Genomic DNA, 26202 nt, shown 5'->3' on the forward strand with positions numbered 1-26202 from the left:
ATCTTGACGCGTCTTGCGGCTGCATTTCATGCAATGCTGCACTAGGGCGCGGGCAGTGACAAGCCGAAAATCAGGGTTAGATCGGCTCGATATCGCCCTCAGTACGGGCGGCGTGGAAGCCCGCCTCAAACTGGGCGAATTGCCCCGCCTCGATGGCCCCACGCATCCCTTCCATAAGTTCTTGGTAGTAATGCAAATTATGCCATGTCAGCAGCATCGAAGAAATAATCTCGCCCGCGCGGAACACATGATGCAGATAGCCGCGCGAATAATTGCGACAGGCGGGACAGGTGCAATTTTCGTCCAAGGGGCGCGGATCATCTTGGTGGCGGGCATTTTTGATATTCACCTGCCCCCGCCGCGTCCATGCTTGCCCCGTGCGCCCCGAGCGCGAAGGCAGCACGCAATCCATCATATCAATCCCACGCGCCACAGCCCCAACAATATCATCGGGCTTGCCCACCCCCATCAGATAACGGGGACGATCTTGGGGCAAGAAATCAGGGGAGTAATCGAGGCAATCAAACATGGCCGCCTGCCCCTCGCCAACGGCGAGACCACCGACCGCATAGCCGTCAAAGCCAATATCACGAAGCGCCTCAGCGCTTGCCTGTCGCAAATCGCGCTCTAGCCCGCCCTGCATGATCCCAAAAAGCGCATGGCCCGGCCTCTCGCCAAACGCCGCTTTCGAGCGCGCAGCCCATCGCATGGACAACTCCATCGAGGCTGCAATGCGATCTCGATCCGCAGGCAAAGCGGGGCATTCATCGAAACACATGACAATATCCGACCCCAGCAGCGCCTGAATTTCCATACTGCGCTCGGGCGTCAGCATATGTTTTGACCCATCCACATGCGAGCGGAACGCAACCCCTTCCTCCGTCAGCTTGCGCAGATCTGACAGGCTCATCACTTGAAACCCGCCGCTATCGGTCAGGATCGGCTTCTGCCAATTCATGAATTTGTGCAGACCCCCGAAACGCGCAACCCGTTCAGCGGTCGGGCGCAGCATAAGGTGATAGGTGTTGCCCAAAAGAATATCCGCACCTGTGGCCGCAACACTTTCGGGCATCATTGCCTTGACCGTTGCAGCCGTGCCTACAGGCATGAAGGCGGGCGTGCGAATTTGCCCCCGTGGGGTAGAAATCACGCCACGGCGCGCCTTGCCATCTTGGTGTAATAATTCAAATGCAAACTCTTTGGGCACGGGATAAAGCCTCGCTCAGATTGGGCCTCTGTTCATAGGCGATTCTTCGCCGATGCCAAGGCCCGAGAATGATTTCACCAGATGGGGTATCGCACGGATCAAGTCTTGAAACTTGGTTGGGAAGAATGGGTTGGCTTGCCGCAATTGGGGCTGCCTGCACTGAAGGCTAAGGTGGATACAGGCGCGCGCACCTCGGCGCTGCACTCCTTTGATATCGAACTCTTTGCCCCTGCCACTAAGCCGAAAGTGCGGTTTTTGATCAATCCAATTCCTGCCCGCCCAGATTTGGCGATTGCCTGTTCTGCAACCATCCATGACCGCCGCGATGTGACCAGTTCCAATGGTGATACAGAGGCGCGCTATGTGATCCTCAGCCCGCTCGAAATCGGCCCGTTGCGGCAAGAAATTGAAATCACGCTGACGGATCGCGCCAATATGAGCTATAGGATGCTTCTGGGGCGGCAGGCAATTGGGACAGATTGGATCATCACCCCCTCAGAAAGTTTCTGTCAACCGCAACGCAGTTACGAGGTTTATCACACCGCTGCGGTCAAAGAGACCGCGCCCAAACGCGCGCTGGGCATTGCCGTTCTGAGCCGCGAACAAAACTATACTACACAAAAATTGCAGGCCGAGGGCGAGGCGCGCGGCCATGTCGTTGAAGTGATCAACACAACCCGTTGTTACATGGCGCTCAATGCCATGACGCCTGCGGTTTATTGTGACGGGCAAGAATTGCCAAAATATGATGCGGTTATCCCCCGCATCGGCCCCTCAATTACAGCCTATGGGGCGGCGGATGATTTCCGCTCAAAATTGCATCGTGGCGGCACGGCGGTCAGCGTGCGCATCACCCGCGAGGAACGCGAAACCGCCATTCGATCTGCGCGCGCCTTTGGCGTTGGGATTGCGGGTGTCGATATGCTGCGTGGCGCTGACGGGCCTAAAGTGCTTGAGGTCAACTCTTCGCCGGGCTTTGAGGGCATAGAGGAGGTCACGGGCAAAAACATCGCCGCCCATCTTTACAGCGCCATCGAAAAACACGTGCGCCCCGCCCCGATCAAACGCCGCCCGCCGCGGTGATGAGCGTGACTTACCCTTGCCCTTGGCCCACCCTTTCCTTATACGTTTAGTCAGGAATTCGTCCCGCAAAGGATATGGCCCAAGATGACCAGCACTCCCGATCCGATGCCGCAAGAAACGCTTGAAGGGGCGCCTTTGATTGCGCCCTCTAGCACGGACCACCCGCTTTACGACACGGTGGTCGAAGCCTGCCGCACTGTTTATGACCCTGAAATTCCAGTGAATATTTATGATCTGGGCTTGGTTTACACGATCAATATCGATGCTGAGAATGCAGTCGAGGTGATCATGACCCTAACCGCACCGGGCTGTCCAGTTGCGGGCGAGATGCCCGGATGGGTGGCAGACGCAATTGAGCCTCTCGAAGGGATCAAGCAGGTCGATGTCAAGCTGACATGGGAACCCCCATGGGGTATGGATATGATGAGCGATGAAGCCCGTCTTGAGTTAGGGTTCATGTGAGATGTTCGGCATTTCAGGAAAAGCGGCTGTAACCCTTACCCCCGCTGCGATTGGGCAGATCAAGAAACTGATGACGCGAGACGGGCATCAGGGGCTGCGCATCGGGGTGAAAAAGGGCGGCTGCGCAGGCATGGAATATACGATGGATTACGCCGCGGAGATCGACCCCCATGACGAGGTGGTCGAGGTCGAAGGCGCGCGCGTGATGATTGCGCCCATGGCGCAAATGTTCCTCTTTGGCACAGAGATCGATTATCAAACCTCACTTCTTGAGGCAGGGTTCAAATTCAACAACCCCAATGTGGCCGATGCCTGTGGTTGTGGTGAATCGATCAAGTTCAAGGATGTCTCAGAACTCAACGCAGAACGCGAAGGCTGACGCACCGCATCGCTTGCCAAGCGCGATTTCTGCCCCCTATAGTGAACCCGCTAAACTTGGGACGGGCACAAGGGGTTGATCCGTGCAATCAGAAGAATTTGAGGCGCTGTCGAAAAAAATCGACAGCCTGATTTCGCTTAATGCGCAAATTGCGGCGCAGAAATCCTTGCAGCGCTGATGGCCCCTTAGGCGGTTTTCATATGCAGATAGGTTTCAGCATAGCGGCGGCTGAGGTGGTCGCCTGCACGGATCAGCTGATCTGATCTTGCGGGTGCGACATTGGCATCATAATTAGGGTTAAAAAACAGCGGGATAGAAATGCGCTCCTCCGCACCGCCTGTAACGCGGTGCAATGTGGCCTTCACCCCGCCCTCGCTCCACATCTCAAGCATTTCGCCAAAATTGATGACAAACACACCCGGCTCAACCGCGACAGGCAGCCATGACCCATCCCGCATCTCTACTTCAAGGCCCGCCTGCCCATCCGTGGCCAAAAGGGTGAGGCAGCCATAATCCGTATGGGCCGCGATGCCGAAATCCTTTTCACCCGCCCAATCTGGGCGGGGTGGATAGAAATTTGCCCGCAACAGCGCCATGGGGCGGTCGAATTTATCTGCAAAATAATCCCCGTCCTTGCCAATTGCCCGCGCAATCGCCGCAAGCAGGGCCAAGGACACAGCGCGCGCTTGCGCAAAATACTGCTCGACTGTGTCTTGGAAACCTTGAGGGGCTTCGGGCCAAAGATTTGGCGCATAGACAGGCAAATGCGCCATTGGGTCGCCATCGGGCACTGGCAGGCCACAGTCGAACACTTGTTTATAATCAGGGTTTGACTTCGGATCGACCTGTTCGGATTTGGACGCACCCCACCCGCGATTGGCCCCTGTTCGCGCCATATCCACGGCCGCTTTGGCCGCGTCATCCATTTTGAAAAAACGGCGATAGAGCGCGATTAACTCTTGAACAGCCTCGCCCGAAATCGGCGTGTTCTCAAGCGTCAAAAACCCAACGTCACGCGCGCCATAGGCGATAGTCTCAAGGGTCTCGGCATCACCTGCGATCATTTTCTGAAAATCAATTCGCGGTATTGTCACGATTCTCACCCCATATTGGCTTGACCCTTGGCTGCATCCTTGCCACCCATAAAACCAAAGATAAAGAGGAGAGTGCGATGCGCAGAAAACTTGCCGCAGGAAATTGGAAGATGAACGGGCTTTTGGCGAATATGGCCGAAGTGCAAAGCCTGATTGCGGCATTCCCTGCACCGCAGCCAGTCGATATTTTGATCTGTCCGCCCGCGACCTTGCTGGGTGCCATTGCCGCACAGTGCCGCGACAGCGCCATCGCGCTCGGGGGGCAATATTGCCATACCGCAACGGCAGGGGCGCATACGGGCGATATTTCCGCACCCATGCTGAAGGACGCAGGGGCGGATTATGTGATTGTGGGCCATTCCGAGCGGCGCGCTGATCACGGCGAAACCAACGCCCAAGTGCGCGCGCAGGCAGAAGCGGCATTGGAGGCGGGGCTGACCCCCATTATCTGCTTAGGTGAAAGCGAGGCAGAACGGCGCGCGGGCCATGCCCGCGCGGTTGTTGAAACACAGCTTGACGCCTCACTCCCTGATGAAGGCGCGTTTGTAATAGCCTATGAACCGATTTGGGCGATTGGCACAGGGCTTGTTCCTGAACTGGGTGATATTGCCGAAATCCATGATGCCATGCGCGCTAATCTGGCTGCCCGCTACGGCGCGGATGCCGCAAAAAGCGTGCCGCTGCTCTATGGCGGGTCAGTCAAGCCAACCAATGCCGCCGAGATTTTCGCATTGGAAAATGTCGATGGCGCTTTGGTGGGGGGGGCCTCTCTGGAGGCGCAGGATTTTGGCCCCATCATCACGGCATTAGCCGCATCAGACGGGGCCTGAACGCGCTTAATTGGCCGCCACAAAGCGCTGGATCACCAGACGCACCATGCCTGCGCTGTTATCATATTGCCGCAAGCCCACCAAATAGCTGCCCCCGCCAAGAGGCTGCGCGATTTGGCTGTCATATCCAGACCCGCTATCGTCATTATAGGCAAGCTCACGGCCCACTGGATCGTAAAGGGCCAGAATTGGGTCAGAATTGCCCATGCCAACCGCATCAATCAGCAAAAGCCCATCCTCTTGCATAGACACGAGGAACCATTGCGCCTTGCCTGATACGCTGACATCGCGCACGAACTGCCCCGAAATTGCGCCCAAATCCGTGATAGGATAGCTGCCACCGATAGGGGGGCTGGCCTCTAGCGCCTCATACATCTGCTGCATGGCACGCATTGGGTCGTAATCGCGCAAGGTCACTGTCACAGGCGCGTTTTGATCTGACAAGGCGCGCATCGCGATACAATAGCTGCCTGCAGGCAGCGGGTCAGCCATGTCAATCTGGCTATCAAGACCCATATGGTCGTCATTTTCCGCCAAGAGCCGCCCATCTGGCCCATAGAGATAGATATAGGGATCAGCCGCACTGTTTTCGGCTTGAATGGTCACCGCCGTTGGGGCCGAAAGGCCAAAGCGATAATAGGGCGTGCTTGCCACGCTGCCTGTTTGGCTGATACCTGCGCTCAGCTCAGCTTGGCTCAAGGCCCCCGCCCCCAAAACCGTGGCGGGCGTATCCGCCGTGCAGGGCGTAACCCCTGCAAAGCTGCCTGTTCCTGCATCCAAACCCATCGTCAGCGCAGGATCGCGATCACTGAGGCCAATACGCAGGTCAACCGCGCCAGCGGTTCCACTAAAATCGCGCAACGCAACGCAATAGCGCCCCGCCGCCAAGTTGATCTCACCGCGCGCAGCAAGGTTTCCGCCGCTATCGTCATCATTCAAGATCAAACGGCCCGTTTCGTCATAGAGGTCTAAAACGGGATCAACCCCACCCTGCCCCACCGCCTCAACGCGCAGATTTGCAGATTGCGATAATGTGAACAGCCCGACCGCCTGATTGCCCGCAGACAGGCCAAGACCCGTCAGATCAAAGGCCGTGCTTGCTTGGCTGAGGTCAGAGGCGGCCTCGGTGCCATTGGCCCAAAGACCCATGGCCCCCATTCCTCCACAAAAATCCTGCGCAAAGGCAGGGCTGCTTGCCGCAAACAGCCCCAGTGACAAGGCAAAAGACATACGTGCCGACATTGGTCAACCCCTATTTATGCTTCATCCGTCACGCCAAGCTTAGACGCAATCAGCGCCGAACGGGAAAAAATTTGCGTGAGGGGGTAAATCTATTGCGCAGCCGTAACGCGGGCCGCGGGCAGCATCGGGGCCAAATAACGTCCCGTATGCGATGCGGCAACGCCCGCGACATCCTCGGGCGTGCCTGTCGCCACGACCTGCCCCCCGCCATCACCGCCTTCGGGGCCAATGTCGATCAGCCAATCGGCGGTTTTGATCACATCAAGATTATGCTCAATCACTACAACTGAGTTGCCCTGATCAACCAATTCATGCAGCACTTCCAACAATTTGCGCACATCTTCGAAATGCAGGCCCGTGGTGGGTTCATCCAGAATATAGAGGGTTCGGCCCGTGGCGCGTTTGCTCAATTCCTTGGACAGTTTCACACGCTGCGCCTCGCCACCCGACAAGGTGGTCGCTTGCTGGCCCACCTTGATATAGCCGAGCCCCACGCGCATCAGCGCGTCCATCTTCTCGCGAATGGATGGCACCGCTTTGAAAAACTCCTGCGCGTCTTCGACAGTCATGTCCAATACATCGGCAATGCTTTTACCTTTGAACGTCACCTCAAGGGTTTCGCGGTTATAGCGCTTTCCTTTGCAGGTTTCACATTCCACATAAACATCGGGCAAGAAATGCATCTCGATCTTGATGACACCATCGCCTTGGCAGGCCTCGCAGCGACCGCCTTTGACGTTAAAGCTGAACCTCCCAGGCTTGTAGCCGCGCGCCTTGGCCTCGGGCAGGCCTGCAAACCAATCACGGATTGGGGTAAAGGCGCCTGTATAGGTCGCAGGGTTCGAGCGGGGCGTGCGCCCAATTGGGCGTTGGTCAATATCGATCACCTTATCGAGATGCTCTAGCCCTTTGATCGTCTCGCAAGGCGCAGGTGTCTGGCGCGCCCCATTCAGCCGCGCTGAGGCTGTTTTGAACAGGGTTTCAATCGTCAGGGTGGATTTGCCCCCCCCCGAAACACCCGTGACGCAGACAAATTTCCCGAGCGGGAAATCCACTGTCACCCCCTGCAGGTTGTTGCCTGTCGCATTGACCACGGTAACGGACTTGCCGCCCTTTTTGCCCTTGCGCCGCTCTTGGGGCACAGCAATCTCGCGGCTGCCCGACAGATATTGCCCCGTGACTGAGGCGGGGTTTTCCATGATCTCACGCGGCGTGCCAGAGGCCACAACTTGGCCGCCATGCACCCCTGCACCGGGGCCGATATCTAGAACGTAATCCGCCTCCCGAATGGCTTCTTCGTCATGTTCAACCACGATGACGGTATTGCCCTGATCGCGCAGATTTTTCAGCGTATCCAGGAGGCGGGAATTATCGCGCTGATGCAAACCAATTGAGGGTTCATCAAGAACATAAAGCACCCCCGTGAGGCCCGAGCCGATCTGGCTTGCCAAACGGATACGTTGGCTTTCACCACCTGACAAGGTGCCTGCATTGCGTGACAGCGTCAGGTAATCCAAGCCCACATTGTTCAGAAACCCGAGGCGTTCGCGGATCTCTTTCAGAATTGCGCGGGCGATTTCATTTTTTTGGGCACTCAAGGCAGCTGGCACAGTGTCGATCCAATCATAGGCCTGACGGATGGACATTTGCACCACCTCGCCCACATGAAGGCCGCCGATTTTCACCGCTAACGCCTCAGCCCGCAGTCGGTACCCGCCACACGCACCACAGGGGCGATTGTTCTGATAGCGTTCAAATTCCTCACGAATCCACGCGCTATCGGTTTCGCGATAGCGGCGTTCCATATTGGGGATCACCCCCTCAAACACGCGGGAAACCTGATAAACCCGCCCGCCCTCGTCATAACGAAAGGCGATTTCTTCCTCGCCAGAGCCGCGCAAAAACACATCTTGCACTGCCTCAGGCAGGTCTTTCCATTGCGCCTTAGGATCAAAACCGTAGTGACGGGCGATCGCTTCGATGGTTTGCAGGAAATAGGGTGACTTCCCCCTGCGCCATGGCGCAATGGCCCCATCGGCAAGGCTAAGCGTGACATCAGGCACCATCAGCCGTTCATCAAAAAACAGCTCATGCCCCAACCCATCACAAGACGGGCACGCCCCAAAGGGCGCATTGAACGAGAACAAGCGCGGCTCGATTTCGGGAATGGTAAAGCCCGAGACAGGACAGGCGAAATTCTCGGAAAACGTAATCCGCTCGGGGTCGCCGTCCTTTGGCGCAGTCTCCAGAATGGCAATCCCATCGGCCAGATCAAGCGCCGTGCGCAAACTATCGGCCAGACGCGTCTCACTACCCGCACGCATCACAATGCGATCCACCACAACGTCAATATCGTGGCGAAATTTCTTGTCCAAGCTTGGCGGGGTTTCTAATTCGTAAAACGCTCCATCTACCTTGACCCGCTGAAACCCCTGCTTGCGCAGTTCCAACATCTCTTTGCGATATTCACCTTTGCGGTCGCGCACAATCGGGGCCAAGAGATAGGCGCGGGTTCCCTCCTCCATGCCCATAATGCCGTCGACCATGTCCTGAACCTGCTGCGCCTCAATGGGCAGACCTGTTGCGGGGCTATAGGGCGTGCCGACCCGCGCAAACAACAAGCGCATATAGTCGTAAATCTCGGTCACGGTTCCCACCGTGGAACGGGGGTTTTTCGAGGTGGTTTTCTGCTCAATGGAAATCGCGGGCGACAGCCCCGAGATGTGATCCATGTCGGGCTTTTGCATCATGTCAAGGAATTGCCGCGCATAGGCGCTGAGGCTTTCGACATAGCGGCGCTGCCCTTCGGCATAGATCGTGTCAAAGGCCAGTGACGATTTCCCTGATCCCGATAGGCCCGTTATCACAGTCAGTTGGTCGCGGGGAATGTCGACATCGATATTCTTCAAATTATGCTCGCGTGCGCCGCGCACTTCGATTTTCTTTAATTCCGCCATCTGACCGCCCGATCCTATATTGATGCGCCACAAGCTAGGGCGATCCTGTGCCTGCGCCAGTGCCACAAAGCAAGGGTCAGGATGGCGAGAACAAAACCGAAACGCGCAAACCTGTCAAGCATGGCGCCAGAACGGCAAAAGGGGCACGGTTGCCCCTGCCCCCATAACCCAGACACCTGAGACGCGCGCCCTCTAGATATGGATCGCTCGCCCATAGGCATCAAGAACCGCCTCATGCATCATCTCTGACAAGGTTGGATGCGGGAAAACGGTCTCCATCAGGTCTTCTTCAGTGGTTTCAAGCTTGCGGCCCACCACATAGCCTTGGATCAGTTCGGTCACTTCCGCGCCCACCATATGTGCGCCCAAAAGCTCGCCCGTTTTGGCATCAAACACAGTTTTGATCAGCCCTTCAGGCTCGCCCAAGGCGATGGCCTTGCCATTGCCAATAAAGGGGAAGCGGCCCACTTTCACGGCATAGCCTGCGGCTTTTGCCTTTTCTTCGGTCAAACCGACCGAGGCAATTTGCGGGTGGCAATAGGTGCAGCCTGCAATGCTTTCAGGTTTCACCGCGTGAACCTTGCGCCCTGCAATCATCTCGGCAACCATCACGCCTTCGTGGCTGGCCTTGTGCGCAAGCCATGGCGCGCCTGCGACATCGCCAATTGCATAAAGCCCGTCCACGCCTGTGCGGCAATATTCATCCGTCACAACATGGGTGCGGTCTATTTTGACCCCAAGCCCATCTAGGCCCAAGCCTTCGACATTGCCGACAATACCAACGGCGGAAATGACTGTGTCGAATTCTTGCGTCTCAACCTTGCCGCCCATTTCGATATGCGCTGTGACCTTATCAGCTGCACGATCCAGTTTCTTGACCACCGCCTTTTGCAGAATTTTCATCCCCTGCTTTTCAAAGGCCTTTTTGGCAAAGGCGGAAATCTCGGCATCTTCCACAGGCAGGATGCGGTCCATCACTTCGACAACTGTCGTCTCAGCGCCCAGCGTGTTGTAGAAACTTGCGAATTCAATCCCAATCGCACCCGACCCAATGACAAGCAATTTCTTAGGCATATGCGGGGGGGTGAGCGCCGATTTATAGGCCCATACGCGCTTGCCATCCGCCTCTAGGCCCGGCAGTTCGCGGGCACGGGCGCCTGTGGCCAGAATGATATGTTTGGCGGTCAGGGTTTTCACACCATCCTCCGCCTTCACCTCGACCTTGCCTTTCGCGGGAATTGTGGCCGCGCCCATCACAACTGTGACCTTGTTCTTTTTCATCAGATGGCCCACGCCCGAATTCAGCTGTTTGGCCACATTGCGCGAGCGTTTCACGACCGCATCCAAATCATAAGAAATCCCGTTCGCAGACAGACCGAATTCCTTAGCGCGGTGCATCAGGTGGAAAACTTCGGACGAGCGCAGCATGGCCTTGGTTGGGATACAGCCCCAATTGAGACAAATCCCGCCCATATGTTCTCGCTCGACAATCGCAACTTTCAGCCCCAATTGGCTGGCGCGGATCGCGGCCACATAGCCCCCGGGGCCTGCACCGATGACGATTACATCGAAATCTTGGTTGGACATAGTAGTTCTCCTGCAATTCGGCCCACGCAGGGGCGGCGGGATTCGGAATTGTTCAACGTTAAACTATCTCTAAACCATCTCTGATCGCGCTGCAATCTATCTAAGATTCCTGCAGACTGCGCAGCACAGAACCATAACCGCCCGCGTCTAGAAACGCCTGTTCTTCTGCGGTCATATCCCGCCCCAAATCCGCGTTTCGATAGGGAAAGCGGCCAAATCGGCGGATGATTTCAGCATGGGCGCGGGCATGGGTCACATTGCCCTGCCCCGTCTGCGGCATCCGCGTTTCGATCAATTCAATCGCGCGGGTTTGATCTGCCAAATCCTCAGAATGCATGAAGGGCAAGTAGAAAAACTGACGTTCAGGCTCTGGGACGCTCAGATCATGGCCCATCTCTAGCGCGTCCTTGGCCAATCCCAAAACCTTTGCATCGGTGGCAAAGGCCCGCGGGTCGGCGCGAAACATATTGCGCGGGAATTGATCCAACAGGATCATCAGCGCCAAGGCGGTCGGGGCGGCATTGATCCAATGATCCATCGCGCCTGCTGCCGCCCTCTGCCATGCCGCGCCAAAACGGGCGCGAATTTCAGCGTCAAAATCATCATCGCGGCGATACCACGCATCGGGCCCTGCCCCGATCCAGAACTCTGTGATTTCTTGCGCCAGTGGGTCTGTCATCCGATCTTCCCCCTTTAGACCATTGTCAAAGAGAGACTTCCACGATCACGCGGCAGGAGGAAGCGTTCCTTGCACGTCATCCCCATCATCAGAGGCCGCATCCGCGAAAACCTCTTGCGCCAAGCCCACCACAACGGGCGAGGCTGAGGGCAAAACAGGCGCATAGCTGCCTGTATCTTCCACTGTAGGTGCGGGGCGCACCGTCATACGATAGGCCGCATACAGTGCCAAAACCGTGACCAAGCCGCCGATGAAATAGAAATACCCCAAGGGGCCAATGGCCTGCATCATGCCGCCCACGACAATCGGGCCGAAAATCGCCCCGACCCCGTTCACAAACAACAGACGCCCCCCTGCGGCAGGCATTTGTTCGACCTCAAGAAAGTCGTTCACATAGGCAATCAACAACGCATAAAGCGGGTTGGCCATGCCACCTATGAAGAAGGCCGAAATCACCAAGATCGAAAAGATGCCAGAACTCAGCGCACCCAACAGGCCCGCTGCGCCACAAATGGCCGCCAAGATCATGATCAACAGACGGCGATCCATCCGATCAGAAATCCATCCGATGGGGAATTGCAGAACCAAGCCGCCCACGTAAAAGGCCGATACAAAAATGGACAATTGCGCAATAGGCAGCCCTACCTGCGTTGCGAAAACGGCCGCCATGCCGAACATGGCCGAATAGACACCGCCCATAAGGAATGTGCCAATCACACCCAATGGCGAGATTTTTAAGACCTCCATCAGGCTCATCGGCTTGGCGGTTTCAAATGCCGGCGTGGGGGTAACCGACAGCAAAATCGGCGCGAAACTTAGCGAAACCAGAACCGACAGCACCACAAAGAGGAAATAGTCGGACGGATCCCCAAGGTTCAGCAGCATTTGCGCGGCAACAATGCCGACCATCTGCACCACCAGATAGACTGATAGCGTCTGACCACGGGTTTCATTGGTCGCTGCATTGTTCAGCCATGATTCTGCCGTGACATAGACGGCGGCAAAACAGGCCCCAATAATCAGGCGCAACACTGTCCATGCAATGGGATCCGTCAGCACAGGATAGAGGATCAGCACCGCCGATATGACCGAGCCCAGCGCAGCAAAGGTGCGGATATGGCCCACGCGGCGGATCATTTCAGACCCCATACGCGAGCCGATCAGGAACCCCGCAAAATAGGCAGACATCACCACGGACATCTCAAAGGTTGAAAAACCCTCAATTTCGCCGCGCACACCCAGAAGCGTGCCCTGAAGGCCATTCCCGACCATCAGAAGCATGATACCCAAAAGCAAGGCCCATGAATTTCGCAACACCAATAACATGCGCGATCCTTACGCTGCACGGCACCAAACTAATGCCGCGTTCACGCCCTATCCTGTCACGTCTGCGACCCGATTAATAGCGAAGCGTCCCCGTAGGAGAAAAAACGATAGTTCTGCGTGATTGCATGGTCATAGATCGTGCGAATTTGATCTGCCCCCATCAGGGCCGAAACCAGCATCATCAGGGTCGATTTGGGCAGGTGGAAATTAGTCATCAACCCATCAGTGATTTTAAAGCGATACCCGGGGTAGATGAAAATATCGGTATCCCCCTCAAAGGGGCGCATCTCGCCAGTTTCGCTTGCCGCAGTTTCAATCAACCGCAATGCTGTTGTGCCCACGGGGATAATCCGCCCGACTGCGGCGCGGGTGGCGTTGATTTCATCCGCCGCGCTTTGCGAAACCTCGCCCCATTCGGCATGCATTTTGTGGGTGGTGACATCTTCCACCGTCACGGGCAGAAACGTGCCTGCACCAACGTGCAAGGTGACAAAGCTGAACGTCACCCCATGGGCGCGCAAATCTGCCATCAGCCCCTCGTCAAAATGCAGGCTTGCGGTTGGGGCGGCCACCGCCCCTTGGCGCTTGGCCCAAATGGTTTGGTAATCTTCCCGATCTTGGGCATCGGACGGGCGCTTGGCCTCAATATAGGGCGGCAGGGGCATCGCACCTGCGGCATTCAATGCCGCGTCAAAATCATCCCCCCCAAGATTAAACCGCAGACGCAACCCCCCTTCAAGGCTTGCCACCTCGGCGTAAAAATCAGGGGTAAACTCCACCACCTCGCTCAAGGCCAGTTTCCGCATCGGCTTGGCAAGGGCCGACCATGTGCCATCGACCTGTGGCTCGAGAAGGGTCACCTCAATCTTTGCGCTCACGCGGCCTTGCGCGCTGCCACGCCACCTTTGGCCGCGCAGACGGGCGGGAATAACGCGGGTGTCGTTCAGGATCAACCGATCCCCCTTGCGCAAGAATTGCGGCAGATCGCGCACGATCGCATCGGTGATCTGCCCCCCCTGCGCATATAGCAGCCGCGCCGAAGAACGCGGCTTTGCCGGACGGGTCGCAATAAGGGTTTCGGGAAGGTGAAAATCGAAATCATCAAGACGCATCGTAAACCTAGCAGAAACGGGCGGATTATTGGGAATTTGTATCAAGCTGCGGACGCATCAAGTCGCGCAGAATGCCTGGCACAAGGATGGAGAGCGGATTGACCCGCACCTGCGGCGTATCGGGCGGGCCGTTCAGGGTGAAATTAAACCCAAACAACCCCTCATCACGCCGCGCAAACAGCCGCCCGACAACGCCGTTGAGCGCATAAATGGGCGTCAGCACACCACGAAAGTCCAAATTCCGCGCAGATGTGTTATAGAACCCATCCATGCTGATCCCCAAAGACGGGCCAATGGCGGTGCCTTGATGTACAGTGATCTGTGACGGATCGAGCGTGAAGCGCGCATTCACCTCGCCCATATTGATCCCGTCCCCCGACAATTGTTCAATCAATCCAATCACGGAGACAGCGTTGAGCAATTCGGCCATAACGGGGGCATCGCGTAGTCTGGGGTTGGTGATTTGCAACTGGCCCTCATAGCTGCGCGCGCCAGTCGCGCCCTGCAATTGAAGGGTCAGCGCGCCACCATAAAGGTTGCGCATGATGCCCGCGCTGCGCATGGCGGCCCCGCCATCATCAGCCTGAAGTCGAATATCAATGCCCCCGCCTTCACGCGGGGCAATCGCGCCCTCTAGCGGAACGGCGCCGTTAAGATTGCCGCGAAACGCCCCCGCCAACCCGCCACCGCCAGAACTGAGATCCGCGCGCAGATCGCTGAGCGCAATCGTGGCGCCAATGCGCAGCTCGTCCAAATTGACCGACAGGGGGGCGCGTGCCGTTTGCGCCTGTTCGCCGCCCTGCGGCAGGCCCCGCACATCCAACCGCCCCGAAGCAATCGCAAGTGCAGGTGCCAAACCCTCCCCACGCGGCGTCAGCGTGCCTGTCACATCTAACCAGTCATCAATGGTAAAGCCTTCTATGCGCAACAGCTCAAGACGGCCCTCGGGGCCGAGATCCCCCGAACCCTGTGCAGATAGGCCCGCCCCTGATAGGCGGAATGCGCGCAGGCTTGGGTCAGGCCCAAGGATCAGCGTGACGTCTAAATCCCCTGCTGCCGCTGCGGGTTTCGTCCACGCCAACGCGGCAAAGGACAGCGCAACGCCCTCAAGCGGTGATGTGAGACGCAATTCTGGGGCTGCACCGCGCCCCGCAAGATCAAGCCGCAGATCCAGTCCTGCATCGCCCTGCACCATGCCATCAGGCAAAATGACACCAAAGGCCGCAAGGCTTTCAGGGGTCAAACGCGCCTGCCCTTCGACATAAGATTGCGGGGCATCACGGTTAAGATCAGGCCGAACCCAACGGCCCGTGAGTGGCTGACCTGACATTGTGGCAGCGCCAGAAATCATCACGCCTGCCTTGGAGGTAATCGCCAAATCAAGCGCCTCTGCACGCAGATCGCGATTGGGAACCAATGTGTCTGAGCGCACATCGGTCAGACGGCCCGTGATATCGAGGCTCATCTCACCAATGGGTGGGCGCTGCACCAAATTCAGACCGATTTGCCCTGACAGCTCTGCTTGCCCTGTGGCCAAGGTGGCGGGGTCAAGACGCCCGTCTTCGGGAAATAGGTTTAGGGGCGGCCCTGCAAATAGGGTCAAAAGATCAGGGATTTCTCCAGACACATCCAAGTCAAGGGTGGCGGCAGGGCCACGCATCGCTACATTGGGCACAGTGAGCCTGCCTTCATGCATCACGATATCTTGGCCAGTGGGCGCGCGCATCAAACCATCTTGCGCCACAATGGTCAGCCGCGGCCCCTCTAGGCGCAGTTGGCCCTGCAGATCCCGCAAAGGCGGCGTATCGCGAATGGGGCTGAGTGCGAGCGCGCTAAAATCAAACCCCAAGGCCGCCTGCGCACGGGCATCTTGCGGGGCCTTGCGTAGGGTCAGCATAAGGTTCTGCGCCTGCCCTTCGTGCAGATTGCGATCAACCCAGTCACGCGTTTTAGAGACAAACTCATTTGGCCAATAAATCAGGGCATCGCGCAGCACCATTTGCGCAATATTCCCATCAATCGCCAATTCCGTGCCATCAGCCCGCGCCACCCCATAGCCTGAGAGGGTCAACTCAAACGCATCTGTGCGGATCAAAACACGATCAAGATCGAGGCGCGGCTCCTCCCCCAAACTGATCCGAAATTCAGACCGCCCCTGCGAGAACAGCAAGGGCGCCTCGAACATCGTATTGGGGTTCACCAATAGATCATTAAGATCAAGCGTGGCGTCAATTTGCGTGCCATCGGGCGAAATCAGCGCATCACCCGTTGCGGTAAAATCTAGGTCGCGCGCATCAACCAACAGCTCATCCAGCGCCGCGCGCCCTGAGGTGGCCTCATACCGAAATCGCGCTGAAATCTCGCTAAAGCTTAGGGGGCGTTCTGCGCCCTCAAGGGCCAATTCCCCTGCCCCTAAATCAAGGCGGGCTTCAAGATCACCAACGCCCTCGGCATCGCGCAATTTGGTGCTGAGACTGCCCGACAATGGCGCAGAGATCAGATCAAGCCACCGCAAGGCAGGCGATGCAACAGAAAGGTTATTTGCAGGTATCCCTTGAAATTGCAGCCGCAATTCAGTCTCACGCGCGGCATCGGTGCGGGTCGCTATAAAGGAAAGACGCCCCACTTGCTCCGCCGCCCCCTCCGCGTGGGCCTCAAGACCTGCGGTAACCGCCAAAACCAAATCTTGGCCCTGACGGGCCAGACGCATTTGCCCGTTTTCGATTGATAAGGCCCGTCCTGCGGTGGCATCGCGCAGAGAAATCGTAATCTCACGGCCAATGGCCTCTTGAAAATTGGCAAAACGCGGATCGGCAAACATTCTGTCAAAGGCGGCCATGGTTTGGGCCAAATCGGCGCGCGCGGCGTCTTGATTGGTTGTGAAAGCCAAATCGATACCACCAGTTGCGTCCCGTTCAAGCAAGAGACTGGCACCGCGCATTTCGGCGCGGATGGGGGATATTTGCCCCATCAGCAAGGCGCCTGCATCAAAGGCAAAGCTTAGCTGCGGAAACGCCGCGCGCAAACCACTCTCATCGCGCACTGTGACATCGGTGATCACCAACAGGGCTTGGCGTCCCGTCTCATCAAGGGCAATGGACATATCTGCAATGCTTAACTCATCGCGCACCATACCCGCCTGCATTTGCGCAATAATGCGCGCCTTCCATGAGGCAGGCAGCGAAACGGGGCCTTGAGACAGCCGCAGGTAAAAGCCACCAAGCACCGCCGAAATGGCCAAAAACAGGCCCAAAACCACAGCCAAGACCCACCGCCCTCTGCGCGATTTGGCAGGCTGTGTTTTAGGTTTGGACTCGGCGTTTTCTTTGGAGGTCACGGGAAGCGGTCAATCTATAATCTGTCTGGTCACGGGGCTGGTCACGGGTCGGGCGCGGAACAAAGAGAGGGGCGATTTCGGATGCCGCCCTTTATCTTTGCTGTAAATCCCCTAGCTTGCAATCACACATAACAAAACCCTGCAACTGGTCCCGCGCAAATATTCGCCGCACTGGATCACGATGTGGCGAGTTTCCGCGCAAGAGAATGAACAAAGGATGAAGCCCATGCTTGAGATCGGCAGCCCCGCCCCAGATTTCACCCTTCCCCGCGATGGCGGTGGCGAAGTGACGCTATCGGCTCAAAAGCCCAAGAAAGTGGTGCTCTATTTCTATCCCAAAGATGACACATCAGGCTGCACCAAAGAGGCGCAAGGCTTCACCGAAGCGGCAGACGCCTTTGCCGCAGCAGGCGCTTTGGTGATTGGTGTCTCCAAAGATAGCGTGGCCAAGCACGATAAATTCATCGCCAAATATGATCTTGGGGTGATCCTTGCCTCGGATGAAACCAGCGATGTCTGCGAACGCTATGGCGCATGGGTGGAAAAATCCATGTATGGCAAAAAATACATGGGCATCGAACGCTGCACCTATCTTATTGATGGCGACGGGAAAATTTCCCAGATTTGGCGCAAGGTTAAGGTGCCGGGCCATGTTGATGCCGTGCTAGACGCGGTGAAATCCTTGGGCTAATTCACCGCCCCATGAGTGATTTGCAAATACCCGAGACCTTGGCCGAAATGGCGGTGGCGGTTTTGACCACCGCCAATGCCAAGGAGAAATGCGCGCTTTCGCGCGCTTGTGCCAAAAAATGGTTCGCGGCGCGGGAGGCAGGCACGCCCCTACCCCTTGGCCGCGCCACACTGCCCGACCAACCCGCGCGCCCTGCACAACCCGCATTGCTTGATCCGACTGAGGTGCCAAAGCGCAAACCTGGCAAAGCCGAGGGTCGGATCGCGATTTTGCACGCGGTGGCGCATATCGAACTTAATGCGGTGGATTTACATTGGGACATTATCCCCCGCTTTGCTGAGACGCCCATGCCCATCGGATTCTACGATGATTGGGTTAAATCGGCGGATGAAGAATCCAAGCATTTCAACCTACTGTCAGATTGCCTTGAACAAATGGGCAGCCATTATGGCGCGCTTGTCGCACATGCGGGGATGTGGCGCGCCGCAGAAGACACGGCCACCGATTTCATGGGCCGCTTGGCGGTCGTGCCAATGGTTCTCGAGGCACGCGGTCTTGATGTCACGCCCTCGATGATCGAGATTTTCAAACGCCCACAAAATGACCCTGCCGCCAGTGCAGCGGTCGACGCGCTAAAGGTGATCTATGCCGAAGAGGTGCATCACGTGGCCTATGGCAGCAAATGGTTTCATTTCCTCTGTGGCCGCGAAAATCTTGATCCAAAGGATGCGTTCCACGAACTGGTGCAACGTTATTTCCACGGCGCATTGAAGCCACCCTTTAACGAAGAAAAGCGCGCCGAAGCGGGCCTTCCACCCGATTTTTACTGGCCTCTCTCCGAACGCTAGGCCATCTATCGGCGAAATCTCGCCCAAATTGCGGGGATGACCTCAATTTCCCGCCTAAATGGCGCAAAAAATATTGAGCCACCCCGCCCAATGTCCTATCCAATCCTCGCGCCCCCCAATTGGTCTGGGGACGCTGTGATGGGGTGGTGACGAGAGGCGCAGAGCAAAGCGCCCGAACGACAAAACAGGGGACTTGGCATTGAAATCGCGATTGATTGAGCGCGCAAACCACGCATTGGATCGGCATTTGCCTGAAAAACGGCTGTTTCTGAAATCCGATACAAGCACGCGCTTTGTGCGCCTGAGGCCCCTGACGCAGGCCGCAATCATTGCCACGACAGGGCTTCTGGTCACATGGACGGCGATTGTTTCAGCGGTGTTTTTCATCGATGCCATCAATTCAGGTTCTAATCGCGATCAGGTCGCGCGCGCCTCGCAGGCCTATCAAGACCGCCTCAATGCAATGTCCAGCGAACGCGACAGCCGCGCTCTTGAGGCACAAGCCGCCCATGAACGATTTGGCGTTGCGATGGCCCAAGTCTCGGCCATGCAATCGCAGCTTCTGGCATCAGAAGAACGCCGCCGCGAATTGGAAACCGCGGTCAACGTGATCCAAAGCACCTTGCGCCGCACCATCAGTGAACGCGATGACGCGCTTAAAGAGGTGGCGCAATTGACCGCCGAGATGACCGATGAGAATGGCAGCCTGCAATCCGCCGCAAGCCGTCAACGGGATCTAGAGCAGGTTTTGGCGCTATTGACCGAGGCGCTGCAAGAAACAGCCGAAGGGCGCGACACAACCCATGATCTGATTGCCGAAGCACGCGCGCAGATTCAAGACTTGGAATTCCAAGCTGCCCTTTCCGCCGAGCGCAATGAACGCATCTTTACCCAAGTCGAAGACGCGGTCGCAATGTCGCTTGAGCCACTTGATGCGATGTTTCGTGCGGCAGGCCTGCCCACCGACAGCATTCTTGAGACTGTGCGCCGTGGCTATTCGGGCCAAGGCGGGCCTTTGACGCCAATCACCTTTTCAACCTCCAACGGCCAACCCGACCCTGTTTCGTTGCGCGCCAACGAGGTGTTGGAAGACCTCGATGCGGTGAACCTCTATCGTATTGCCGCAGAAAGCCTGCCGTTCAGCTATCCTGTGCAGGGCGCTGCGCGGCGCACCTCGGGCTATGGCTATCGCAATGATCCGATCCAAGGGGGGCGGCGGATGCATGAGGGCCAAGATTTTGCAGGCCCCGTTGGCACCCCGATTGTTGCCGCCGCAGATGGCACTGTGGTTTTCGCCGGCCGCCGCGGCGCCTATGGCAATATGATAGAAATTCGCCACGCTATGGGATATACAACACGCTACGCACATTTATCGCGTATTCGCGTGACACGGGGCGAAAGAGTGTCGCGCGGCGACAGAATTGGTGATATGGGAAATACTGGACGCTCGACCGGGTCCCATTTGCATTACGAAGTGCGCCAGAATGGCAACCCAACCAACCCGATGACCTTTATCACGGCAGGACGAAATGTTTTCTAAATCAAAAATCAACGAACCTGGACCAAAAGAAACAACAACGCCAAGCGCGGCCCCTGCCGCGACAGCACCAAGCGCGCCTTCGGCACCGGTGGCCCCCAGCACATCTGCTGCCCCCGCCAAGCCAAAGCCGCCTGCGTCTTTGCTGAGCTCGGATTTGGTGATTACGGGCAATCTGAAAACCTCGGGCGACATTCAAATCGAAGGCACCGTCAAGGGCGACATCCGCGCACATTCGCTGATTGTTGGTGAAAGCGCACGCATTGATGGCGAGGTTCTTGCCGATGATGTGGTCGTGAACGGCTATGTCAAAGGCCGCGTTCGTGGCTTGAAAGTGCGCCTCACCTCAAGCGCGCGTGTTGAGGGCGATATCATTCACAAGACCATCGCGATTGAATCTGGTGCGCATTTTGAAGGCACGGTTCAGCGCCAAGAAGACCCGCTGTCCAGCGGCGCAAAATCGGCCCCTGCCCCGGCAGCAAAACCGGCCGCAGCAGCCGCAGAGCCAGAAAAGAAATAAGCGCAGGCGCGATTTATTTAAAATGCACCCCCGCCCGCATCCGCGCGCGGGGGTTTTTCTTTGTCATCATATCGCCTCATGCACAAAGGCGCGGCGATAGATATGCCATGAGGCATGGCCCAAGACGGGCAATACCAAAAACAACCCCAACAGCGCGGGCAGCATCGCCAAAAAGGTCAGGCTTGCGATCAGCGCCCCCCAGATCAGCATCACCTTCGGGTTGGCTTTGACCACCGCAATGCCTTTGAGCATGGCGGTGACAAAATCCACTTCTTTATCCAACAAAAGGGGCAGCGAAATCACCGTAAGGCAAAACAACACCAACGCAAAAACCGCACCAAAGCCTGAGCCCACCAACAGCATAATCAACCCTTCGGGCTGAAGCAGATAGGCATAGCTTGAGGTAACATTCAGCAGCGCAGATGGCCCCATAAACAGGGCGAACAACATATGCGCAAAGAAAGACCAAAATAGAAAATAAACGATGATCACCCATGCCATAGATGGCAATTGGCGCAATCTTTGCCGCCAGATCACGCTGAAAATATCATTTCTGCGAAAGTCACGATCCCCCGCGTCAAGGCGGCGGGACACCTCATACAGCCCAACCGCCAAGAAAGGCCCTATGAGGGGAAAACCAACCGTAATCGGAATAGCCAACCACCCCATATCCAGGATCGAACGGCTGCCATAGATCAACCAGCCCCCCACCACATAGATATGGGCAAAGAACAGGCCCATCATCGGCTTTTGGCGAAAATCGCGCCACCCTGCGCCCAATGCCACCCAAATATCGCCCAATCCCATCTTGGCCAATGGCGGCAGGGGCGATGGCCCCTCGAGCTGCACGCGGTCGTTCATATTGCGCCCTCCCTTCTTCCGTCAGAAATAGGTTAAGCCCCCGATCCACACGCCGCCAAGGGAAATTTGGCAAACCGCGCTATCCGTCTAGCGCATCAATCGCGGCAACATTGCTGGCGCTGCGGCCATTGGGGTCAAAACTTTGCGCCAAATAGGCCTCGGCAATGGATTTCGCCAATTCTGCCCCAATCACCCGCGCGCCCATCGTGATGATCTGCGCATTATTCGACAGCGCGGCACGCTCGGCTGAATAGGTGTCATGGGTCTGTGCGGCGCGAATGCCGCGCACCTTGTTCGCGGACATCGCCGCGCCAATCCCTGTGCCGCAGACTATTTTCAAGCGGTCGTAAGAAAATTGCAATTTGCAGAATTCGTCTCACAAGGTTATCGAAGCGCCAAACAACCCATTCGTATCAGGCCTCGCCCGCCCCGCGCGAATAAGCATCAAGGAGAACTATCTATGAAATTCTTTGTCGATACTGCCGTGGTCGATGAAATCCGTGAATTGCACGATTATGGTCTATTGGACGGGGTCACCACGAACCCCTCGCTGATCGCAAAATCAGGCCGCGATTTCAAAGAGGTAATCGCTGAAATTTGCGCGTTGGTCGATGGGCCCGTATCCGCCGAAGTCGCCGCAACCGATTTTGCGGGCATGGTGGCCGAGGGCGAGCATTTGGCAAAAATCGCCGATAATGTCGTGATCAAGCTGCCCTTGACCTTGGATGGTCTAAAGGCCTGCCGCCATTTCACCAATAAAGGCATAAAGACCAATGTGACCTTGTGCTTCTCGGCCAATCAGGCGCTTTTGGCGGCCAAGGCGGGTGCAACCTATATCAGCCCCTTCATCGGGCGCTTGGATGACCTCAACCTCGATGGCATGGAATTGATCGCAGAAATCCGCGAGATTTACGACAATTATGGATTTGAGACTGAAATTCTGGCGGCGTCCATTCGGACGGCAAACCATGTGAAAGATGCCGCGATGGTTGGTGCAGATGTGGCGACCATTCCACCCGCAGTGATCAAGGGTCTTGCCAAGCACGTCTTGACGGATAAGGGCCTTGAGCAATTCACCAAAGATTGGGCCGCAACGGGCCAAACCATTCTTTAAGGCAAGTTCATACCGATTTTGAAAAGCGGCGGGACCATAGGCCCGCCGCTTTTTTCATACCCGCAGATCAGCTGCGCCTGTGTCGATATGGGGTGTCCAGAAAGCCACGCTATCGGCAATATCGGCCACCAAGGCCCAATCATCTGGTTCACGCTCTCTAAAGCTCAGCTCAAGGTATCAAAGAAATCTTAAGAACTTTGGCGGAAACCGAGGCCATTGTTGCAATTGCAACGGGTATATTGTGGCGTGGGTTATAACGCTTCGCGCAGAATTTCGGTCAAATCAGACGCGGTCAAATCGACTGGATTCGCCTTCATCGAAGACGCGCTTGCCGCCGCTTGTGCAATCTGGTCGATCTTGTCGGCAGGCAGACCCGCTTGCCCCAATCGCGGCAGGTTTTGCCCCTCAATAAATCGCGCCAAGGCCTCAAAGGCCATCTCGGCGCTGACGCCAAAGGCATCGCCCATCCAAGCGCGCAGATCAGAAAAGCGTCCACGCAATGCAGGGCTTTCGGCGCGGGCCTCATTGGCCAAAAGAACAGGTACCAATAAACGGCCGCAAATCAGGCCATGTTGCGCCAGATAGCCGCCTGCAGGCCCCGCCAAGCCATGCACCGCCCCCAAGCCCGCATTGGCCAAGGCAAGACCGCCAATCACCGATGCCAAGGCCATATCATCGCGCGCCATCGGATCATCGCCGCCCCGATCAAAGGCATCAGATAGGCGGCGCAGCCCCGACACGGCCCGCGGAATGGCATCCCTGCACAGCGCATCGGTGAACGGGTTGGCGCGGGTGCACAGATAAGGCTCTATCACTTGGGTCAGGGCATCAAGCCCGCTCATCATGGTTTGCGCGCGCCCCATCCCGTCACATAAACTTGGGTCAATAATGGCCAAATCTGGCAGCATCCGCGCATCACGCAAAGATACTTTGCGCTGGTGTTCGGGCACAGAAATCACCGCGTTTTTGGTGACCTCGGCCCCTGTGCCCGCTGTGGTGGGAATGGCCACAAAAGGCAAAGGCGCGGCATCAAGCGCGCGCCCCTCACCGACAACCTCAAGATAACGAAGGGCGGGATGCGGTGCAGGGATCAAGGCGGCGATGGCCTTGCCTGCATCAATGACAGCCCCCCCGCCAATCGCCACAACGCAGGCAACCCCTGCCCCGCGCGCGCGCATCACCGCACCCTCGATGGTTTTCAAATCGGGTTCAGCCGCAATCACGATCTGCAGCACGGGCGCAAGAGCATCAACCAAAGCACGCGTTTCTGTGTGACGCAGACCAGAACCGCCCGTGATTACCATCACGGGCACCCCAAAAGTCATAATCTGCGGCGCAAGCCCCGCCCCGACCTTTCCGCGACCAAATTGAATTTGACCTGCGGTGAGAAACTCAAAGCTCAGGGCCTGCGCCATCAGGATCAAACCTCGATACGTGCGACCATGCGCAAGGCTTGCGCTGCTTCTGCGCCTTTCTTGACGAAATGATCATGATAGAAATCGTGATGCACCGCATGCTCGTGGAAATGATGCGGGGTCAGCGATACGGAATAGGTGGGAATGCCTGTGTCCAACTGTGCTTGCATCAGACCATCAACCACAGCAGCAGCCACAAAATCATGGCGGTAAATGCCCCCATCCACCACCAATGCGGCGCAGACAATCGCATCAACCTTACCAGACGCGCCCAGTTTCTTTGCCAAGAGCGGCATTTCAAACGCGCCGGGCACATCATAGGTCATCAGGTTATACGCCTGACCTGATGCTTGCATATCCACTTCAAAGCCAACCAAGGCTTGGTTGACAATGTCGCTGTGCCAATTTGCTTTGATAAAAGCGATATTCAGTGTTTTCGTCATTTGGGTCATCCTTTCTAAAGACCAAGGTGCCCAAGGCGATCGTGAACACGCGCCCGCGCCTGCACAAGGGACACGCCCCCGCGCAACCGCGAAACACGGCTCATTCTCTTTCATCCGGACTATAACCGTCGGCTTTGGAATTTCACCAAATCTGCTGACCCTTGGTCGTGAAACCAAGGCGCTCGCGGGCTGTCACCGCCGGTGGGGAATTTCACCCCGCCCCGAGAATGTCATTAGAAGTAATCAACCAAAAGCTGCAGTGCAAGACGCGAATGCGCCGCATCGCTGCGTGCTTGCGTCTCAGGCGTCAATCTTCGGCCTGTGCATCGGCACGGCTTTTGCCAGAGACATCCAGCGCCAAAACCGAGGCCATCAACCCATCAATTTCACCATCCAAAACACCTTGGGTGTCAGAGGTCTCAAACCCTGTGCGCAGGTCTTTAACCATTTGATAGGGCTGCAAAACATAAGAGCGAATTTGATTGCCCCAACCCGCCTCACCTTTGGCCTCATGGGCTGCGTTGATCTCGGCATTGCGGCGGTCAAGCTCCATCTGATAGAGGCGCGATTTCAGCGCCTTCATCGCGATATCGCGGTTTTGGTGCTGAGATTTTTCCGAACTCGTGACCACGATCCCCGTTGGAATATGGGTGATACGCACGGCAGAGTCGGTGGTGTTGACGTGCTGCCCCCCCGCCCCTGACGAGCGATAGGTGTCGATGCGGATCTCATTTGGGGCCACTTCGATTTCGATATTGTCATCAACCACAGGATAGACCCAAACCGAAGAAAAGGACGTATGCCGCCGCGCCGAACTGTCATAAGGCGAGATGCGCACCAAACGATGCACGCCCGATTCCGATTTCAACCAGCCATAGGCATTATGGCCAGAGATTTTGTAAACGGCGGATTTGATCCCCGCTTCTTCCCCGTAAGAGACGGATTGAAGATCAACCTCATATCCCTGTTTTTCGGCCCAACGCACATACATGCGTGCCAACATGGAGGCCCAATCACAGCTTTCCGTGCCGCCTGCGCCCGCATTGATCTCAAGGAAGCTGTCATTGGCGTCCGCCTCGCCGTTCAATAGGGCTTCAAGCTCTTTTGCGGCGGCGGTCTCGACCAAGGCAGACAGGGCGGCTTCCGCCTCTGTCACGATGGCGCTGTCACCTTCTTCCTCGCCCAATTCGATGAGGCCAATATTATCGTCCATTCCCGACTTGATCGCGTCATAGGTGCCGATTTTATCAAGCAACACCTGACGATCGCGCATCAGCTTTTGCGCCTTTTCGGGATCGTTCCACAGGTCTGGATCCTCGACACGGGCGTTGAACTCCTCCAAGCGGTGCTTGGCGGTGGTCAAATCCATTCGCTGCCCGAGCAAATCAAGAGAACGGCGAATTTTGTCGATATTGGATTGGGTTTCGGCCCGCATCGGATACCTGCTCCAATTGCATCAAGAAATCATCTGGTCGCGG

23 protein-coding genes and 1 riboswitch are annotated in these 26202 nt (G+C 56.8%); of the genes, 9 read left to right on the forward strand and 14 right to left on the reverse strand.

Annotated features, from left to right (window positions below; translation table 11 throughout):
• Positions 1 to 76: 76 nt before the first annotated feature.
• Positions 77 to 1207, reverse strand: coding sequence for a tRNA guanosine(34) transglycosylase Tgt (gene tgt, locus AAC632_RS11545; RefSeq protein ID WP_340299014.1), 1131 nt, complete (start codon positions 1205 to 1207; stop codon positions 77 to 79).
• 81 nt (positions 1208 to 1288) lie between these two features.
• Here tgt and AAC632_RS11550 point away from each other — a divergent pair, with 81 nt between their 5' ends.
• The 3 genes from AAC632_RS11550 to AAC632_RS11560 all read left to right on the forward strand — a co-directional run bounded on the left by AAC632_RS11550 (position 1289) and on the right by AAC632_RS11560 (position 3131).
• Positions 1289 to 2290, forward strand: a complete 1002-nt coding sequence (locus AAC632_RS11550) for a putative ATP-dependent zinc protease (protein ID WP_340299016.1) — start codon at positions 1289 to 1291, stop codon at positions 2288 to 2290.
• 84 nt (positions 2291 to 2374) lie between these two features.
• Complete coding sequence (locus tag AAC632_RS11555) at positions 2375 to 2752, forward strand: SUF system Fe-S cluster assembly protein (protein WP_317654983.1); 378 nt, start codon at positions 2375 to 2377, stop codon at positions 2750 to 2752.
• Position 2753: 1 nt separating this feature from the next.
• The gene (locus AAC632_RS11560) at positions 2754 to 3131 is read left to right on the forward strand and encodes a HesB/IscA family protein (RefSeq protein WP_340299019.1); all 378 of its coding nucleotides are present in this window, start codon (positions 2754 to 2756) and stop codon (positions 3129 to 3131) included.
• A 185-nt stretch (positions 3132 to 3316) separates the two neighbouring features.
• On the opposite strand, the gene AAC632_RS11565 is transcribed toward AAC632_RS11560, so the two are convergent.
• On the reverse strand, positions 3317 to 4225 hold the full coding sequence (locus tag AAC632_RS11565; protein ID WP_340256017.1) for an isopenicillin N synthase family dioxygenase: 909 nt from the start codon (positions 4223 to 4225) through the stop codon (positions 3317 to 3319).
• Between the two features lie 77 nt (positions 4226 to 4302).
• Here AAC632_RS11565 and tpiA point away from each other — a divergent pair, with 77 nt between their 5' ends.
• Complete coding sequence (gene tpiA, locus AAC632_RS11570; RefSeq protein ID WP_340299021.1) at positions 4303 to 5055, forward strand: triose-phosphate isomerase; 753 nt, start codon at positions 4303 to 4305, stop codon at positions 5053 to 5055.
• Between the two features lie 6 nt (positions 5056 to 5061).
• Here tpiA and AAC632_RS11575 read toward each other — a convergent pair whose 3' ends face one another.
• From AAC632_RS11575 to AAC632_RS11605, 7 genes are all read right to left on the reverse strand, one after another.
• Entirely contained in the window at positions 5062 to 6297 is a 1236-nt protein-coding gene (locus tag AAC632_RS11575; protein ID WP_340299022.1) for a DVUA0089 family protein, read from the reverse strand.
• An 89-nt stretch (positions 6298 to 6386) separates the two neighbouring features.
• Positions 6387 to 9254 carry an excinuclease ABC subunit UvrA gene (gene uvrA, locus AAC632_RS11580; RefSeq protein ID WP_340299023.1) on the reverse strand — a complete coding sequence of 956 codons (2868 nt, stop codon included), beginning with the start codon at positions 9252 to 9254 and terminating at the stop codon, positions 6387 to 6389.
• A 192-nt stretch (positions 9255 to 9446) separates the two neighbouring features.
• Positions 9447 to 10841 carry a dihydrolipoyl dehydrogenase gene (gene lpdA, locus AAC632_RS11585; protein WP_340299025.1) on the reverse strand — a complete coding sequence of 465 codons (1395 nt, stop codon included), beginning with the start codon at positions 10839 to 10841 and terminating at the stop codon, positions 9447 to 9449.
• A gap of 100 nt (positions 10842 to 10941) precedes the next feature.
• Positions 10942 to 11520, reverse strand: coding sequence for a DUF924 family protein (locus tag AAC632_RS11590; RefSeq protein WP_340299027.1), 579 nt, complete (start codon positions 11518 to 11520; stop codon positions 10942 to 10944).
• A gap of 45 nt (positions 11521 to 11565) precedes the next feature.
• Complete coding sequence (locus AAC632_RS11595; RefSeq protein WP_340299028.1) at positions 11566 to 12846, reverse strand: MFS transporter; 1281 nt, start codon at positions 12844 to 12846, stop codon at positions 11566 to 11568.
• Positions 12847 to 12902: 56 nt separating this feature from the next.
• Positions 12903 to 13958, reverse strand: coding sequence for a tRNA preQ1(34) S-adenosylmethionine ribosyltransferase-isomerase QueA (queA, locus tag AAC632_RS11600; RefSeq protein ID WP_340299030.1), 1056 nt, complete (start codon positions 13956 to 13958; stop codon positions 12903 to 12905).
• A gap of 25 nt (positions 13959 to 13983) precedes the next feature.
• Positions 13984 to 17217 (reverse strand): YhdP family protein, encoded by a 3234-nt coding sequence (locus AAC632_RS11605; RefSeq protein ID WP_445322682.1) that lies wholly within the window; start codon positions 17215 to 17217, stop codon positions 13984 to 13986.
• Positions 17218 to 17521: 304 nt separating this feature from the next.
• Here AAC632_RS11605 and AAC632_RS11610 point away from each other — a divergent pair, with 304 nt between their 5' ends.
• The 4 genes from AAC632_RS11610 (at position 17522) to AAC632_RS11625 (ending at position 20891) form a co-directional block, all read left to right on the forward strand.
• Complete coding sequence (locus AAC632_RS11610; protein WP_340299035.1) at positions 17522 to 17986, forward strand: peroxiredoxin; 465 nt, start codon at positions 17522 to 17524, stop codon at positions 17984 to 17986.
• Between the two features lie 47 nt (positions 17987 to 18033).
• Positions 18034 to 18834, forward strand: coding sequence for a ferritin-like domain-containing protein (locus AAC632_RS11615; protein ID WP_445322683.1), 801 nt, complete (start codon positions 18034 to 18036; stop codon positions 18832 to 18834).
• A gap of 199 nt (positions 18835 to 19033) precedes the next feature.
• On the forward strand, positions 19034 to 20374 hold the full coding sequence (locus AAC632_RS11620) for a M23 family metallopeptidase (protein ID WP_340299040.1): 1341 nt from the start codon (positions 19034 to 19036) through the stop codon (positions 20372 to 20374).
• Positions 20364 to 20891 (forward strand): bactofilin family protein, encoded by a 528-nt coding sequence (locus AAC632_RS11625; RefSeq protein WP_340299041.1) that lies wholly within the window; start codon positions 20364 to 20366, stop codon positions 20889 to 20891. The genes AAC632_RS11620 and AAC632_RS11625 overlap by 11 nt, the downstream gene beginning before the upstream one ends.
• 66 nt (positions 20892 to 20957) lie before the next feature.
• On the opposite strand, the gene AAC632_RS11630 is transcribed toward AAC632_RS11625, so the two are convergent.
• Both AAC632_RS11630 and AAC632_RS11635 read right to left on the reverse strand, forming a co-directional pair.
• Positions 20958 to 21752 carry a DUF2189 domain-containing protein gene (locus AAC632_RS11630; RefSeq protein WP_340299043.1) on the reverse strand — a complete coding sequence of 265 codons (795 nt, stop codon included), beginning with the start codon at positions 21750 to 21752 and terminating at the stop codon, positions 20958 to 20960.
• Positions 21753 to 21831: 79 nt separating this feature from the next.
• On the reverse strand, positions 21832 to 22113 hold the full coding sequence (locus tag AAC632_RS11635; protein ID WP_340299044.1) for an RpiB/LacA/LacB family sugar-phosphate isomerase: 282 nt from the start codon (positions 22111 to 22113) through the stop codon (positions 21832 to 21834).
• Positions 22114 to 22212: 99 nt separating this feature from the next.
• Here AAC632_RS11635 and fsa point away from each other — a divergent pair, with 99 nt between their 5' ends.
• A complete protein-coding gene (gene fsa / locus AAC632_RS11640; RefSeq protein WP_340242504.1) occupies positions 22213 to 22866 on the forward strand; it encodes a fructose-6-phosphate aldolase in 654 nt (217 codons plus the stop codon).
• Between the two features lie 251 nt (positions 22867 to 23117).
• On the opposite strand, the gene AAC632_RS11645 is transcribed toward fsa, so the two are convergent.
• From AAC632_RS11645 to prfB, 3 genes are all read right to left on the reverse strand, one after another.
• Complete coding sequence (locus AAC632_RS11645) at positions 23118 to 24281, reverse strand: iron-containing alcohol dehydrogenase (RefSeq protein WP_340299046.1); 1164 nt, start codon at positions 24279 to 24281, stop codon at positions 23118 to 23120.
• A gap of 5 nt (positions 24282 to 24286) precedes the next feature.
• Positions 24287 to 24724, reverse strand: a complete 438-nt coding sequence (locus tag AAC632_RS11650; protein WP_340299047.1) for a 6,7-dimethyl-8-ribityllumazine synthase — start codon at positions 24722 to 24724, stop codon at positions 24287 to 24289.
• A 98-nt stretch (positions 24725 to 24822) separates the two neighbouring features.
• A riboswitch (FMN riboswitch) is annotated at positions 24823 to 24957 on the reverse strand.
• 74 nt (positions 24958 to 25031) lie between these two features.
• Positions 25032 to 26159 (reverse strand): peptide chain release factor 2, encoded by a 1128-nt coding sequence (gene prfB, locus AAC632_RS11655; RefSeq protein ID WP_340299048.1) that lies wholly within the window; start codon positions 26157 to 26159, stop codon positions 25032 to 25034.
• Positions 26160 to 26202: the final 43 nt, after the last annotated feature.

It is taken from the genome of Roseobacter sp. HKCC-CH-9351, from assembly GCF_037830295.1.
Taxonomy (GTDB): domain Bacteria; phylum Pseudomonadota; class Alphaproteobacteria; order Rhodobacterales; family Rhodobacteraceae; genus M30B80.